Origin of the sequence: Dehalobacter sp. DCM (assembly GCF_024972775.1) — a bacterium.
Lineage (GTDB): Bacteria > Bacillota > Desulfitobacteriia > Desulfitobacteriales > Syntrophobotulaceae > Dehalobacter.
Window position 1 is genome coordinate 2,791,930 of record NZ_CP092282.1, and the last position, 16,616, is coordinate 2,808,545.

Consider the following 16,616-nt stretch of genomic DNA (forward strand, 5'->3'; position numbering starts at 1 on the left):
GGGTTATGCTGTTACGATGCGGCTTTCAGCTTGTAGTCCAAGCTTTTCGACGGCAGTCTCCCGCATTTTGTATTTCAGGATTTTTCCGGCGGCATTCATTGGGAATTCGTCCACAAAATCCACATAACGCGGTGTCTTCTGCTTCGCCATATGAGAACGGACATATTCCTTCAGTTCATCTTCTGTCATGAGTTCACCGGCCTTGAGGACAACACAGGCCATGATTTCCTCCCCGTATTGCTTGTCGGGAACACCAATGACTTGGACATCTTTGACTTTGGGATGCGTATAGATAAAGTCTTCAATTTCTTTCGGATAGATATTTTCTCCGCCGCGAATGATCATATCTTTGATCCGACCGGTTATCTTATAGTTACCGTTTTCATCCCGTCTCGCCAGATCACCGGTATGGAGCCATCCATCCGCATCGATGGCGGCTGCCGTAGCCTCAGGCATCTTATAGTACCCTTTCATGATATTATAGCCGCGTGCAACGAATTCGCCATCCACATTGTCCGGCAGGTCTTTACCTGTTTCAGGGTCTACAATTTTGCATTCAACGCCTGGAAAAGCACGGCCAACTGTGTTTACGCGAACCTCAATTGGGTCGTCAACACGGCTCATCGTACAACCTGGGGATGCTTCCGTCTGCCCAAAAACGATCGTGATCTCTTTCATATTCATTTTTTCGACCACGTCCTGCATTACTTTGATCGGACAAGGGCTGCCGGCCATAATTCCGGTACGCATATAGGAAAAATCTGTTTGAGCGAAATCTTCATGCTCCATCATCGCAATAAACATGGTTGGTACACCATGGAACGCAGTGATCTTTTCCTTATTGATACATTCCAGGGACTTAGCGGGTGAGAAAGCCGGAATCGGCGACATCGTCGTTCCATGTGTCATCGATGCCGTCATGGCTAATACCATTCCAAAGCAATGAAACATCGGAACATGGATCATCATGCGGTCGGCAGTCGACAAGTCCATACCATCACCAATCGTTTTGCCGTTATTGACGACATTATAGTGTGTCAGCATAACCCCTTTTGGAAAGCCGGTTGTTCCCGAAGTATACTGCATATTGCAGACATCGTGTGTACTCATAGAAAAAGCACGGCGGTAGACTTCCTCAACCGGTACCCTATCTGCCAAAGCAATGGCATCATCCCAAGTCAGACACCCATTCTGCTTAGATTCAACGGTTATAATGTTACGCAGTAAGGGGAGTCGCTTGCAATGGAGCGGTTTTCCTGCTTCGTGTGTTTTTAGCTCCGGACACAATTCATTGATGATACCGACATAATCAGAATCCTTAAATCCGTCGATCATCACCAGCGTATGAGTATCGGATTGACGCAGCAGATATTCCGCCTCATGGATTTTATAAGCCGTATTCACGGTGACCAAGACTGCTCCAATTTTTGTGGCTGCCCAGAAAGTGATATACCATTGGGGAACATTGGTTGCCCAGATAGAGACATGATCACCTTGTTTGACGCCCATTGCAATCAACGCCCGGGCAAAGGTATCCACATCATCACGGAACTCCGAGTACGTGCGTGTATAATCCAACGTCGTATAACGAAAAGCGTATTGGTCGGGAAATTCATCAACGACACGGTCAAGTACCTGTGGGAAGGTTAAATCAATCAGAGTATTCTTCTCCCAAATATACTTTCCGGTTTTCATATTATTATCATATAACCGACCTCTGGCCGTACTTTTATTCAAATATCTATTCATATAATTGGCAAAATTGGGGAAAACAACACCAGCATCATCAAGATCGTCTGCCCAACGTTTCACCCATTCCAGAGAGATAAAACCGTCATAATTGATGGATCTCAGTGCATTCATCATGTCATCGATCGGCAGATCACCTTCGCCCAACATGCGGTAACGGATTTTTCCGTCCTCAACAACAGAGTCTTTGATATGGACATATTTGATATAAGCGCCAAGGTTTTGGACGGTTCTGCCCGGTGCTTCACCGGCAAAACGATACGGATGATGCAAATCCCAAAGTGCCGCTACAGCATCACTGGCTGCGGCATGAAGTAAATTGCTGAGTCGGGCTGTATCGGCATAAACGCCATTGGTTTCCACAAGCAAAATGATACCTTTTTCTTCCGCAAGCGGGATAAGCCTTTTTAGAACATTTAAGACAACCGCATCATCAACTTCTCCTGTCGGCATGGGCTCTAAATCAGCAAGAATGCGAATATATCGTGTTCCTAATTTAGAGGCCAGCAGGATATACTCTTTTATTTCCTCATAGTTTTTCTCGGCATCCTCAGCAAATTTCAGACAGCACCCTGACGACAGGCAAGGGATCTTAAGCTTCAACTCTGCCAATTTCTTAACAGTGTGAGGAAGCTGGGCTTCTGTAAAGGGTTGGGCTTGAACAGCAAATATCTCATTACCCAAACCGCGGATTTCAATACCATCGAATCCAAAGTCTTTGGCCATTGAATAGATATCATTCCAGCTGAAATCGGGGCAACCAAGGGTGGAAAATGCGAGTTTCATTGACACTCCTCCTCAAATCAGGATCGTTTAAACGATCAAAATATTAATGTGTCTTAGCGTTTGCGCCTTCTTTAGCCTGATCCAATAACGAAAATAACATATTGAGGATGATAACTTTAAAGAAAGTTGACAGCAGGAAAATAATAAAAGCCTTCGTCTCTACTATTCTTCTAGAGACGAAAGCTTATCTTCCGTGTTACCACCCTATTTGGTATGAATCCATACCCACTCTGCGGCATTTTAACTATCAATGCCCTCTCCAATAACGGCGAGAATCCGGTCGTGCCTACTTGCTTATATGATCAGCCTGATCTTGCTTTCAGCTAAACTGCTCCGGGGCGAGTACACAACCTGCAATGCGTCCTGTTTTGCACCAACCAACAGTTCTCTAAAACGCTTTGGCAGCGTGGCATCCCTTCATTGCATTTTTGATTTATAACTAATTTCAAATAATATATACAATTTCTTTACCGTTGTCAAGAGTCAGTTTTGCTTATCAACCGTTAACCCGGCAAATTATTTTTAACTTTTGCGGTTCGACGGTGACCTTTAGCGGAAAGTCGAAACCCCTTTCTCCATCCATATCAGTACCGACGAAATCGTCACAATCAATCGTTAACTCTGCCGTTTGAAAATAATCCACATACGGACTATCCGCATGTTCGCCATTCAAAACTTTGATGACAAGCGGAAGCAGTTCCAAAGCCGGACATGATTTAAAAACATACACGTCCAGTAGTCCATCATTCATTGAGGCCAGCGGTGCAATCTTTTTAAATCCGCCTGCTGATTTCCCGTTCATAATCAAAATAAAATACACGTCTTCATCGGAGTTGATTTCTTTACTTCTGATTTTGACACTGACTGGCCGCATTTTGGATAATTCTTCGACACCTTTAAAATAATAAGCAAGAACGCCAAAACTCCGCTTAATAGCTACCGGGGTCTTTTGGCTGACATCAATAAGAAAACCAAGGCTGGCAACGTTTAAAAAATAATGGCCGTTGGCAACACCAATATCACACCCGGTACAATTATCTTGAAGAAGGATATCTGTCATTTCATCGATTTTATCCGTAAAATTAAAGTAATAAGCAAAGTCATTGGCCGTACCAACAGGATAGACTCCAATCGGAACGTCACTGTTATGCTTGATAAGTAGATTAATGACCTGATGAATTGTGCCGTCACCACCGGCGATCCATATTTTTCTGAAGCTGTTGATATCAATTGTTGCTATCATATTTTCTAAAGCTTCAGGCGAATCAATCCGATACAGCGTCAAGCAGAACCCTTTATTTTGTACTTTCTCCAGTATGTTATCCAGATGGTTTTTAAAAGACCCATTTCCGGCAAAAGGATTATAAATCAATAATATTTTCATTGTCTGCCCCTTATATTTTTCAAGTCTGTCTATATATTAAGACAAAATGTACTTTTTTTCCAGCTGTAATTGTTCTGATTCATTTGTAATTTCACATATTTATATATTCATCGCGACATGATGTAAAAAAGAAGGTTTATAGTGGACATTTTCTATAATTAATAGTTACATTAATACAGACGAAAATTAATACCGCATTCTTCGGAATACAGGAGGCAATTATTTATGGATCCGATCGCTTTTCAAGCAGGCCCGTTTACTGTCCGCTGGTATGGCGTTATCATCGCTTTGGCGTTTGCCGTTGGGTTAATTATCGCCTACTATCATACTGAACGCCGAAAGGTGGACCCAGATAAATTTATTAATCTGATCATCATTCTTATTCCTTCCGCATTAATAGGAGCCCGTTTGTATTATGTCCTCTTCAATTTGGATTATTATACTGTGTATCCGTTGGAAATAGTCACTGTATGGCATGGTGGATTAGCTATTCATGGCGGTATTATCGGAGGAATTTTAGCCACCGTGTTTTATCTCCGAAGGGAAACCGCCTTAAGATTTTGGGCTGTCGCCGATGTCATTGCGCCAAGCCTTATCCTCGGACAGGCTATAGGACGATGGGGCAATTTTTTTAATCAGGAAGTACATGGCGGCCCTGTTTCAGAATCCTTTATCAGTAAATTTCCGGCTTTCATCCAACACGGCATGTATATCGATGGTCAATATTATCATCCGACCTTCTTATATGAGTCTATTTGGAACTTCCTGGTCTTTCTATTTTTATTTCGGTTGATTCGAAAAAAAGCCCTCCAGGACGGCATTGTTTTTTTAGCCTACTTAGCATTGTATTCCTGCGGGCGTTTCGTTATCGAAGGCATGCGGACCGACAGTTTGATGCTAGGCCCTTTAAGGATGGCACAGGTAATCAGCCTGGCTGCAATCATCTTTGCAGCTATCTTCCTATTCCAGAAATTAAAGAACAGGAAATTAGATGGTCGCTTATGATATAATTATAGATGAAAACTTAACCATGAATGTGAGGTGGCTGTTTTGGTATTTTTCACGATTTCCAGACAGACGGGCAGCTTGGGTAAAGAAATATCTAAACTCCTTGCAAGCAAACTCCACCTTCCGTTAATAACCCGGGATATGGTTATTAATGAGTGGATGCCGGAAATAGCCAATAAACATGAACAACATATGTTAAATGAAAGTCCTGGATTCTATTTGAATCAGTCTGCACAAGGTATAACCTTTGCTGCTCACATCGAAAATAAACTACGTGATTACGTCTCAAAACAGCCGGCTATCATTTTTGGGCTTGGATCTCAAATAATTTTTTGCGAACACCCCGAGGCTATCAATGTTCGCATCATCGCTTCAAATCAGGTACGAATAAATCGGGTGATGCAGAATCATCGTCTTGATCAGCCCAGCGCGGAACGTTTTCTTGAATTGACCGACCGCAAACACAAGCGTTATATTTCAACAATTTACCAAGTGGATTGGGCAGATCCGACACTCTACCACCTTACTTTAAACACGGATAATCTGAGTATTGAGGATAGTGCCGCCCTCCTTGAAAATTTATATCATAATAAAAAGTGCCAAATTCCTTTATCTGACCCACCTACTAATGAAACAGGAAAGAAGCAGCTAATATTTAAACATCAATCCGAGGAAGAATTCTCCAGAATATTGGATATGTATCATCTTGAATGGGAGTATGAGCCGCGTACGTTTCCAGTAAAATGGGACGAGGAAGGTAATGTCACGATGGCTTTTTCTCCTGACTTTTATTTACCGAAATTTAATACGTTTATTGAACTAACCACAATGAACCAAAAGTACGCCTCAGAAAAGAAAAAAAAGGTAGAACTTCTTAAAAAGATCTATCCCGGTACAAATATCAATATTGTATTCAAAAATGACTTTTACAGTTTGTTGGAAAGATTCGGGATAAAATAATCAAGAAAGGTATTCTTTTGATGAACTCACCGGCTATTGGTTCGATTATGTTTTCTGCAGAGAAAATACAACAAAAAATTGCTGAAACCGGGGCACAAATAACTGACGCCTATCAGGGGCTGGAATTAGTCGTTATTAGTGTCCTGAAGGGATCTTTATATTTTCTTGCCGATTTAACCCGGCATATCAATCTCCCTCTAAGCATTGATTTTCTTTCGATTAAGGCTTTTCCGGATGAGACACGCAAAACTGGTATTGTACGCTTCACTAAAGATCTCGATATTTCAATTACGGATAAACACGTTCTATTAGTGGAAGATGTCGTCGGAACCGGCCTGACCCTGGCTTATATTTGTCAACACCTTGAGGCAGCTAAACCCGCAAGTCTCAAGATTTGTACTTTGTTTGACGATCCATCGGATCGGCTGCTGGCCATCAATGTCGATTACCGCTGTTTTATAATGCCCAACCAGTTTGTCGTTGGATATGGGCTGGATTATCAGGAAAAATACCGTAATCTACCCTATATCGCTGCTTTTGACCGCGAGAAAATGACTTAACAAGTCACTCGTTTTAAAATGTTTTCTGCCTGAAGTCTCGCGCAGGAATGCAGGCAGAAAAGCTGCACCGACGCACTAAAAGTTAACGATGCAAAAATGATGAAGTGCACCTCCAAATGACAGAGAGTTTTTCAACATTTGGAATGCACTTCACTTTTTGACATCGTTCTGTTGGCTGAGTTGTGTTTCAGTCGGTCCCAGCGCTAAACGCTTATTTTGCGAGCATATCCGCGAGATCTTTTTCGGGTGTAGAAATCAGTTTAATATTAAATTTCTCTACAAGCACGTTCAACACCGTGGGTGAGAAGAATGCCGGCGCGGAGGGCCCGATATAGATATTTTTGATCCCGAGGGCAAGGAGCGTCAGCAGGATGCAAACTGCCTTTTGTTCGTACCAAGATAATACGAGAGTTAACGGCAGGTCATTAACACCGCACTCAAAAGCTCCCGCTAAAGCAACCGCTACCTGAATTGCTGAGTAAGCATCGTTGCATTGACCCATATCCATCAACCGCGGTAGTCCGCCGATTTCACCGATATTCAGATCATTGAAACGATATTTGCCACAGGCCAGTGTCAGTACAACCGTATCTTGAGGGGTTTGTTTCACAAAATCGGTATAATAGTTTCTTCCCGGTTTTGCTCCGTCGCAGCCGCCAACCAAAAAGAAATGTTTAATCGCACCTGCTTTGACTGCATTGATAATGGTTTCGGCAACGCCAAGCACCGTATTGCGGGCAAATCCTGTCATCAGCTCATTACCGCCGTTGATTCCTGTAAAATGCTGATCTTCACTATAACCACCCAGTTCAAGGGCTTGCTTGATCATCGGAGAGAAGTCTTTGACCGAAGCTTCCGGTATATGCTTCATCTCGGGATAACCAACTATAGACGTGGTGTAGACACGATCAGCATAGCTGGCTTTGGGCGGCATCAAACAGTTTGTTGTAAAGAAAATCGGGGCAGGAATAGTGTCAAATTCTTTTTGCTGGTTCTGCCAAGCCGTACCGAAATTGCCCTTTAAGTGAGGATATTTTTTAAGTTCCGGATAAGCGTGAGCCGGAAGCATCTCTCCGTGCGTATAGATATTGATGCCTTTTCCTTCTGTCTGCTCCAGAAGTTGCTTTAAATCAAGCAGATCGTGTCCGGTGATGACGATAAAAGGTCCTTTTTCAACTGTTTTTGTGACCTTTGTTGGCACAGGGTGTCCGTAAGCGGACGTATTGGCCTCATCGAGCAGTGCCATACACGCCAAATTAATCTTGCCGAATTCCATTAACAAATCCAGCCACTCATCGACAGAATGATCGTCGCCGACGGCTTTCATTCCCTTGTAGAACCATTCCGTCACTTGGGGATCATTTTTACCGAGTACATGTGCATGCCAGGCATAAGCGGCCATTCCTCGCAGACCTAACAGCAACGTCGAGCGGAGTGAAACAACATCCGGATCACCGGAAAATATAGCATCTGCCGGGTAATCCTGTGCGCCGCCAAGTTTTTCTTTTTCAGATGTAATTTTTGCTTTGAGTCCATCAATAGCCACAGGATCAAAACTCACGTTGGTAATTGTGGCAAACAATCCTTGCATCATTAATGCGTCTGCTTCGGGACCCGCTTTTTTGCCGGATACAGCCCTTGCCAGACCAATCAATGCTCCGGTGAGTTCGTCTTGCTTGTTGGCGATTTCCGGTTTTTTGCCGCAAACACCTGAAACTGTGCAGCCCTTGCCGCCTGCGGTTTGTTCACATTGGAAACAGAACATCTGTGACATACGAATTTACCCCCTCGTGTAAAATATTATTTGATTAAACTTTTCAAATAAGCTACACGTTGATCATACTGGAAAAAGCACCATAAATCGGTATCCTATGTTACAAAAATTCGTATTCAATATCACAGCAAATAAAATACCGTCAGCGCTGAAGGTGACGGTATTCTTATACTATCCAATTTTTACGACCAATACAGGACAATCTGCGTCAGCTATCACACGTTGCGTCACACTTCCTGCAACTGCGCCAGCCAGGGGGCCGTGCCCTCTGGTCCCCATAATGACAAGGTCAAAATCTCGCCTTATTTCATTAAGGATCTCCTCTGCGGGATAACCGGTAACAATCTTCTTAATTATATCAATATTTTCCGGTGACACTCCCCACAAAGTCATTTCCATCACTTTATTACCGATCTCTTTAATCTGTTCATCTGTTAGCTGATGCCAAAATGAACTGAGGTCGCTGCCCAAATAAGGGATCGGCTCAGTGATGACATGGAGAAGTTCGATTTCGGAATTAAATTTCTTTGCTAATTCTACAGCCATCTTTAAAGCCTCACGTGAATATTCTGAACCATCGGTAGCAACTAAGATCCTTGTAAACATACTTTCATACCCCTCTCATGAATCAATTTAAGCGTTCTTTACTGGCATATACCTATATAAAACAGGCTATATATGTCGTGAAAAACAAATGGGCTCCAACGAACCTTTATCAACAAATCCCCTCGCGTAGCCTTCTACTTCAGTTTCTTCTTACAATCACTTATAAGACCTTTATCTTTTGCGTTCATCTACTCATTATCTATCTTCCGTGGCTTCATATCAGTCCATACTCCACAGTGACTTTTCGGGTCTCTGTTTTTCTTTCTTCCATGAAGCAAGGTTCGATAGACTTTTTTCTTTGAACCTTCAGATATCGTGAATTTTTTATTCACCGGTACTCATAATTGACCGTAATGTCTGTTTCCGTTTTCGGCTCTTAAGGCTCTCCGTTTTAGGTATTCCTTGGAGCTTATGTTAAGTTTATTAGGTTAGAGCGCAGAAGTCAAAACTCAAAAACGGTTATTATTACACGCTAGGCTCTCAATCCAGAATATTTCGAATATTTACTCATAATTTCTCTTGCTTTCATTTTATTCGAAAAAATAGGATGTTTTTCCTCAGTGAATCGCTCCAAGAACCTCACATAATTTTTCTCCAAACTGCAAGGCGCTGTTCGGAGAATCCGCCGTAATAATATTTCCGTCTTGAGCAACTCCCGGTCCGGAATAAGACGCACCCTTGTTTTGAATTGTATTAATTTCAGATTCGAAAACGGTTGCCTTACGGCCATTTAATAACCCTGCGTTCGCTAAAATAACCGGGGCTATACAAATTGCGGCAGTAATCTTACCATCTATAACCATTTTCATTGCCAGCTTTAATGCATCCGGATCCTGAAAATATACTTCGCTTCCACCCCCTCCGACAAAAATCACCGCATCATAATCTACTGCGACAGCGTCTTTCAATAATAAATCTGCGTTGACACATCCTCCGAGTGTACCATGACATAGTCCAAGTTTATTACTGGCTACAGAAATTTCGTGTCCGCATTTTTCCAAAGCTTCTCTTGGATAAAACAATTCCTCGTCCCTGAATTGCTGCGGAGCAACAACAAACAATACCTTTGCCATTTGCCTACCTCCTTATTGTTAATCGTATTCAATTTGCTGCAATAATACAGAAGCATTCATCAATAGAGTTAAACAGTTTGTAATACTTCTCTTCCGTCTTGCGTCGCACTTCCTCAGCTTTCATTCTGTCCGTGATTATCTCGTTATGATGTAACACCACTGGCAAAATTACCTTGTTCATCCTTCATCATATGGATATGGACATCGGTCTTTTTTTGCTGTCCAACCGAAAAGGTTTTCTGCCATCGTATTCCAATATTAAATGACCGCCACGACTATCAACGCCAAAAATCACATCGTGTACACTTTCCAGTAAACCAGCCTGGAAAGCGAGGTCTATCTCATTTATTTATAATAATACAATTATTTAGCAAATTAAGCTAGACAAGTCCCTTTGATGACAAATAAAAAAACAGCTCCAACGAACCTTTATCAACGTATGCCTGGCTTTACCTGCCAACTTTCGTTTCCCATTATCCATTTTCCTATATGGTCTTCGTCATTAGAAATTGGGTTACTCATCTTCTGCTTCAGCCTAACTTCATTTCAGAATTTGTTTCTTAGAGATTGTTACATCCCGTGGAAGCAAACCGTTATTTCCGTCGATACCGTTGCAGACTATTTTCTTCAAATTTCCAAGATATAGTGAACGCTGTTCACTGACCTTATGATCCTATGGCAATGTTCGTTTCCGTCTTCCGGCTCTGCTAGGTTTCCGTCTTGGGCATTCCTTGGAGCTTACTATTATCATACCGAAGTGACCGTTATTGGTCAATCAACAAATACACGCATTTGAGGCATTCATTTCGCAATTTAATGAATTTTCAGTAAATATTTTTAGTTTTTCTTAGATTTTCTTTTTATTTATCCATTATAATATGACCTATACGATAATATCAGCCAAAAATCAAATGAAAGAATTCGCTAAACCAATGATAAAACCAATCAAAGCCCCTAAATTAACAATGGCCCGCAGTTCATTTTTCATAACAGATAAAACGAGCTTTTCAATTTCCAGGACATCCATGCCCTTCACTTTCGCCTCGACAACACCGGCAAGGTCGAACTGTTGAATAAATTCACCCAGTTTATTCCGGACGAATCCCACATATACCTTTTCGATTGTTCCTTTTAAGAGATCTTGAGAGATACCGGTCTGCTTCATTAAGCTTCCAATAGGCTGATTCCCGATACTTGCTAATTCATCACTCACAATCGTACGAATCATTTGACTGCCATTGGCATTAATAAATGTTTCTACATGTTCACCAATGGGTGTCGTCAGTGCTCCAATCAATTTATCATTTACCATGACAGCAAGCATTGTCCCTTGTGTTTTTTGGCGAATGATTTGTCCTACTTCTTGGGCAATGACATTACCAACGTTCAAACGCAGAAGGCTTGACTTGATCCTTTCACTGATCATTAATTCAATCTGGTCTTTAATCTGATTGTAGCTCGGTGCAAGTTTCTCCTGATCATCGGTTTCGGAAAGGAGGCTGGCAGAAAATATCTTGTTTATGGTATGGTTGTGGTCTTCGGTATATAAGGTTCTGCAGATCTCTTCACCGACTGTCTGTGTGATGGCATCGGACATAAACAGCGCGGTTACATCCTTATTGGTCAGAAGATTATTTCCGACAGCATTGCCTAATGCTTTAGCTAGCTGCTCTTTTCTTTTTGGGAAAATGCCCGGTGTAAACGGAAGGGTCCACGCACCAACTTTGATGGGTTTCAAAGGCCGAAATAACATTTTTACTGCAATGTAGTTTGTGATATATCCGATGACCGCCCCTATCACGGGTCCTGAGGCTATTGACATAACCGTTGTCCAGTCCATTATTAATTCTCCCCTGAAAATTATTTGCATGCAAATTTGCCATAATTGCACACATCATTATACCACAACTCATTATATAAAAATGTTCGTAATCAATAAATAACACTGTTGAAAATCTCAAGTACTTTCGATATATACGGTATACAAATGTAAGATTGATTATTGATTGAAACCACGATTATTACAGATACGGAGGTAATTAATAATGCAACTCAACCCCCAAAGTGATGAAGAATTACTGGAATACTATGCCCTCGTTCTTTCCAATCTAAGAGAAATTGTTGACGAAGATATTCAGATCATCATCACCAACAGAACACATACCACGCATTATTTTCCGGGTTATAAACTATCTATTGATGGAAACTTGTTAATTGGACAAGACTTAGCAAAGGGCAATAATAACGAATATAAAGCCATGCAATCCGGTAAAATTTTGAAATACACTATTGGCAAAGAAGTTTTCGGCTTTCCTTTTACCGGAATCGATTACCCCATCCGTAACTTAAAGGGGGAGATTATCGGGTGTATCGGTGTTGGTAAAAGTCTGGAGAAAGACTATCAAATTGAAGAAATTTCCCATGGCTTAGCTTCGACGCTGGAACAAGTTAACGCCGGTATCCAGGAGATTGCCTCCGGATCTCAAGGATTATCATTTACAATTGATAGTGTTATATCTTCTGCTAACGAAACTCACGGTCAAATCAAGGAAATCAATAAAGTGATTCAGGCAATTACCGACATTTCCGCGCATTCAAATTTATTGGGACTCAATGCGGCCATTGAAGCGGCGAGAGCCGGCGAACAAGGCAGAGGATTTGCTGTTGTTGCCGATGAAATGCGTAAACTGGCAGCTCAAAGTAAGGATTCCGCAAAAATGGTAACAGATATCTTAACAAACATGAAAGATTCTATTGAAACCATTATTTCTGAAATAAATAAAGTCGGTAACATAGCTCAAAACCAAGCAGCTGCAACGGAAGAAATAACCGCTTCTATTCAGGAAGTCAGCCAGACTTCGCAAAATTTAGCGAATATGGCCTCGATTTATGAGGAAATGAATGTATAATAGGCGTTAGTTATGATCACCGTGTATCTGTTTGCATCGTATTACCCTTGACCATACGGGTGCTGTCCCGTCGCCGGATAAGACGGTAATTACTACCTTCATTCCTTTTGGGGGATAATCCGGCCACGGCGTGTGACCATCCGTTATGACAATTCCCACTTGAGGCAAAGGGCGAAGCTTAGAAGCAGCATCCAATCCGGTCCTCATATCTGTTCCACCACCTCCGGCCAGTTTGACTTGCTCTGCTCGAAAAATCTTACGGCAACAGGCGACGGCTGTGTCTACGGCGAGAACGTAAACCCCATCCCGATTTCCGAGGCTCCTGAGTATGCCCGATATTTCAGCAAGTGCTTGAGCAATCATCGTATCGGATATACTTGAACTTGTATCGACAATAACAGCAATACCAGGTATAGGACTCCGCATGGAGGGAAATATAATTTCCCTGTTTCCGGCGGGTCCTTGTCGTCTTGACGGTCGTCGATAGGAATAATCGGATGCTCCAGCCGTATCTGCGACTGCATAACGAATAGCTGCGGCCAGCTGTTTTTGCCAATTTACTTTCGGATTTAGCTTTTCTTCCGACCATCGGACTAAATGTCCGGGGACCCGTCCCCGGGCTTTTTTATGTTCCTTTATTTGCCTGGCGACATCCCGTAGAATCAACTCCCCCTCAGTCTGACTGATACCCGGTAAAGACTCTTTGCCAGGCGGACCATCCTCCCAAGGCGCCTTCTGACCGGTCGCACACGAACCGCATCGTCCAGAGCCCGGCCTTGGTGTTTCCTTTTCATCCTGCGTCCCGCCAGTACTTTCATCGCCATGCGTCGATACGGATTGGTTATCGTCACTTTTTTTTGGTCCTGATTTCCGGTCACCCTTATTATCTTGATTGTCGCCGCCGCATTGACTTTGCTTACATTTTTCAGTACAACTGTCTCGTTCTGCTTTAGCTTGACCATTACTTGGAGATACTTCTTTGCTGCCTTGACCGGCTCCTTGGCCATTATTTTTTTCAGAAGTATCCTGTTCAACTCCGGATGCGTTTTTGTCATCTTTTTGCTGCATATTGTTAACTAAAGCCGCATAATACTCTTCGGCTAAAAGGTTGTCCGGCTGCCCGATTGATTGTGGGGTAATAGGCTCTAAGGGCAGTTTGACCCTTTCCCGAAGTAAATCGTCGTTTATTTCAGCATCAGCTGCCATATTATTAAAACGAGGATAAAAGTCCTTCATGCGGAGAGCATGCTGTCTCAGAAGATGGCAAAGTTCATGATACATAACACCTTCTGTTTCTTCTACCGACCAACGGCATAAGACCGCAGGGTCGTAATAGAGTCGCCAATACATATCGACTGCCAGTGTTTCCAGTCCGGGTTTAACTACCGGTTGGAGTGCCCAGGCTGCGGAAGCTAAATACGGACGCTCCTTAGCTAATCGGATGCGTGCCGCTTGCAGCTCTTGTGGGAGTGTCATACCAACAACACCTCCAAGCATTTCATTGCCTCAATTGTCTCTACAAGCCCGGAACTTTTTCCGGCTTCATAAGCATCACTTCCCAGGCTGCAATTTTTTGTGGTTAAGGCTTGGTGCTTTTCTCTCTGGTCAATTATTTGCTGTGGAAGCCCAGCCAGCTGAATTTTTCCCGGCCACATGGGGTGTTGGGGAAAGCAATAGGTATAACGAAAATTGCGGTATTTCGGCAGAAAAACGGGTGGATACTTTTCAATAATCTTCGTTAAAATGGGTGCTGCATCTTCTGCAAAAATTGAAAAGTTCATTACATTCCCTTGTGTAATCGCTATGAAGGAAGAACAATAGGTATTCAATCCATCATCGCTAATCAGTCGGTATTCTTCTGAGGAGATTTTATGGGATATGACTTCGACACGCCACCTGTTTTGCCGATGGGCATGCAGTGACTCCAACTTTTCGACCCATCCATCATTAAGTACTATCTTAAGAACACTATAGATAAGATATGCGGGTAGCATCGTATAGTTATAATTATATAGATCCAGTTTCGGTTTATCCGAATCCTCCATACCCACTAATATTCTGCCAAATTGCATATACTGTGTGGCGTGATCTACCCATGGGAGTTGTTGATAGTTATAGAGGGGATTCACATTAATCCTCCTTTTTGCAACAGAGGAACAAATGCCTGTAATTCCCTTATCGGTAACGGAAGTTCCGGTTTCCGCGCTGCCGCTAATTTTTTTGCAGCCGATGCAGCAATGTCTTTTTTTCCTTGTTCAGCTGCCTGTGCAAGAACGCACCATGCAGCAGACCAACGTTCCTCAGTTAATTTAACGACCGCTGCCGCTATGACCGCGCTTAAAATAGCTAAAGCGACATCGCCTCTCTCCGGCAGCTGTAGTTGTGAGGGATTCGCTAATATTTCTTCCGGATCTGGAAGATTCAATTCTTTGACCCATGCCAAAAATTCAAGACAAGCACCTTCTCCGACACAACCTGCTAACAGCGATGCAGTCACATCCTCCCCTGCCTGTGCTGCTTCTGATGCGGCTAATAATCTGGCTGCCATTGTCCAGGATCGGGGTGATGGCCATGCTTTTCCGGCTTGTTCCTCATTGACCGGAACCTGCAATAAAAGATTAGGACGATGACGGATAAACGCGGCAATAAGTGTTTGTTTTTCTGCTATGGATTTTTCCCAGCTTTCCGGAAGGTGCAACAGTCCTGTAACAGCCCATTCTCCGACCATTCCATCGATCCAGTGTTGTGTATCCAGTGACCAAGGTAAATGGCAAAAACGATTGGCTAACGGTGCGGTGAGATCCCATCCTCCAGCCGCCTGCTCCGGCGGATTTGCCGAGGCAACAACGGAAATATCGGACGGTAAAGTTAAATCACCGACAACGCGCTCGAGTACAACCCTTAATAATCCAGCTTGAACAGCAGGGGGAGCCGTTGATATCTCATCCAGAAAGAGTATTCCCTTTTTGGCATGACACAAACGAGTTGCCCATACAGGGGGCTCCATGACGACGCCCCCCTCCCGTATGACCGGCAGTCCGGAAAAATCTGCCGGCTCACGGATCGACGCAATTACCACTTCAAGATGCAGACCCATTTCATTTGCCAGTGCTGTGATCGTAGCTGTTTTTCCCACTCCGGGGGGTCCCCAGATCAGTGTCGGTACTTTCGCTTGAACAGCGATCGATAAAGCAGAAATTGTCGACATTATACTATCCCTCCATAGTGTGAAACAGAAAATGAGATTCACCTGTTCACACAATATATCCCAAAGGTATTTTTTCCATAATTTTCAAATAATATAATCAAATTAACCGAAACGATTGGTATATATTCAGCGCTCATGGAACTTCGATGTAAAGATCGAAAAAAGCCATTATTTTTACTGCTGTTGATAGAAAGCACTAATTATTCGACTATTCTCAGAATGTCAAATGATCAGACTGCTTATTGAAAATCTATTTTCTGAATGAATCGCCTTTAAAATTCACCATGGTGGAATTTTTTATCATCAGGTTGACACACTCCGTCATGCGTTTTAATGTGAAAATAGCTTATATTGAATTATCAGGAGAATTTCAGGACAAGAATATCATCGCATTAGTGAAATATTTCATAAACTGAATTGACGTACACAATAAATAAAAAAATAAGTCCAAATAACAGCTTACCCTAGATCATACAACTTTCATGAAGCGATTGATCGTCGGTTATCACGGGAACAACTCGCATAATTAAAGGCTATTCTCTTACACCGGGTGAGAGGAAATAACTGTATCGAGACAGGAGGGGTTGTTTTTTCATGTA

13 protein-coding genes and 1 other annotated feature are annotated in these 16,616 nt (G+C 42.6%); of the genes, 4 read left to right on the forward strand and 9 right to left on the reverse strand.

The annotated features are described in order from the left end of the window. Window positions 1-3: 3 nt before the first annotated feature. Together LPY66_RS12985 and LPY66_RS12990 are read right to left on the reverse strand one after the other, a co-directional pair. Window positions 4-2,535: an AMP-binding protein gene (locus LPY66_RS12985; protein ID WP_337984752.1), complete on the reverse strand. Its 2,532-nt coding sequence runs from the start codon at window positions 2,533-2,535 to the stop codon at window positions 4-6. Window positions 2,536-2,704: 169 nt separating this feature from the next. Then, window positions 2,705-2,965, reverse strand: a binding site (T-box leader). 66 nt (window positions 2,966-3,031) lie between these two features. Next, window positions 3,032-3,919 (reverse strand): YegS/Rv2252/BmrU family lipid kinase, encoded by an 888-nt coding sequence (locus LPY66_RS12990; protein ID WP_337984753.1) that lies wholly within the window; start codon window positions 3,917-3,919, stop codon window positions 3,032-3,034. 225 nt (window positions 3,920-4,144) lie between these two features. On the opposite strand from LPY66_RS12990, the gene lgt reads away from it, so the two are divergent. Genes lgt through hpt form a run of 3 tightly spaced genes read left to right on the forward strand, consistent with a single transcriptional unit; the run spans window position 4,145 to window position 6,447 of the window. Continuing rightward, on the forward strand, window positions 4,145-4,924 hold the full coding sequence (lgt, locus tag LPY66_RS12995; RefSeq protein WP_337984754.1) for a prolipoprotein diacylglyceryl transferase: 780 nt from the start codon (window positions 4,145-4,147) through the stop codon (window positions 4,922-4,924). Window positions 4,925-4,960: 36 nt separating this feature from the next. After that, window positions 4,961-5,887: a cytidylate kinase family protein gene (locus tag LPY66_RS13000; RefSeq protein ID WP_337984755.1), complete on the forward strand. Its 927-nt coding sequence runs from the start codon at window positions 4,961-4,963 to the stop codon at window positions 5,885-5,887. A gap of 20 nt (window positions 5,888-5,907) precedes the next feature. Then, window positions 5,908-6,447, forward strand: coding sequence for a hypoxanthine phosphoribosyltransferase (hpt, locus tag LPY66_RS13005; protein ID WP_337984756.1), 540 nt, complete (start codon window positions 5,908-5,910; stop codon window positions 6,445-6,447). Between the two features lie 211 nt (window positions 6,448-6,658). On the opposite strand, the gene hcp is transcribed toward hpt, so the two are convergent. From hcp to LPY66_RS13025, 4 genes are all read right to left on the reverse strand, one after another. Beyond that, entirely contained in the window at window positions 6,659-8,221 is a 1,563-nt protein-coding gene (gene hcp / locus LPY66_RS13010) for a hydroxylamine reductase (RefSeq protein ID WP_337984757.1), read from the reverse strand. Window positions 8,222-8,392: 171 nt separating this feature from the next. After that, window positions 8,393-8,827 (reverse strand): universal stress protein, encoded by a 435-nt coding sequence (locus LPY66_RS13015; RefSeq protein WP_337984758.1) that lies wholly within the window; start codon window positions 8,825-8,827, stop codon window positions 8,393-8,395. 557 nt (window positions 8,828-9,384) lie between these two features. Continuing rightward, window positions 9,385-9,900: a DJ-1/PfpI family protein gene (locus LPY66_RS13020; RefSeq protein ID WP_337984759.1), complete on the reverse strand. Its 516-nt coding sequence runs from the start codon at window positions 9,898-9,900 to the stop codon at window positions 9,385-9,387. A 907-nt stretch (window positions 9,901-10,807) separates the two neighbouring features. After that, the gene (locus LPY66_RS13025; RefSeq protein ID WP_337984760.1) at window positions 10,808-11,740 is read right to left on the reverse strand and encodes a DUF445 domain-containing protein; all 933 of its coding nucleotides are present in this window, start codon (window positions 11,738-11,740) and stop codon (window positions 10,808-10,810) included. 418 nt (window positions 11,741-12,158) lie between these two features. On the opposite strand from LPY66_RS13025, the gene LPY66_RS13030 reads away from it, so the two are divergent. Next, window positions 12,159-12,809, forward strand: coding sequence for a methyl-accepting chemotaxis protein (locus LPY66_RS13030; RefSeq protein ID WP_443112490.1), 651 nt, complete (start codon window positions 12,159-12,161; stop codon window positions 12,807-12,809). Window positions 12,810-12,815: 6 nt separating this feature from the next. Here the strand turns inward: LPY66_RS13030 and LPY66_RS13035 are convergent, their stop codons facing one another. Genes LPY66_RS13035 through LPY66_RS13045 form a run of 3 tightly spaced genes read right to left on the reverse strand, consistent with a single transcriptional unit; the run spans window position 12,816 to window position 16,017 of the window. Further along, window positions 12,816-14,285, reverse strand: a complete 1,470-nt coding sequence (locus LPY66_RS13035) for a vWA domain-containing protein (RefSeq protein WP_337984762.1) — start codon at window positions 14,283-14,285, stop codon at window positions 12,816-12,818. Continuing rightward, window positions 14,282-14,938, reverse strand: a complete 657-nt coding sequence (locus tag LPY66_RS13040) for a hypothetical protein (protein ID WP_337984763.1) — start codon at window positions 14,936-14,938, stop codon at window positions 14,282-14,284. Before LPY66_RS13040 ends, LPY66_RS13035 begins: the two co-directional genes overlap by 4 nt. Then, window positions 14,935-16,017 (reverse strand): AAA family ATPase, encoded by a 1,083-nt coding sequence (locus LPY66_RS13045; protein WP_337984764.1) that lies wholly within the window; start codon window positions 16,015-16,017, stop codon window positions 14,935-14,937. Before LPY66_RS13045 ends, LPY66_RS13040 begins: the two co-directional genes overlap by 4 nt. Between the last annotated feature and the right edge of the window lie 599 nt (window positions 16,018-16,616).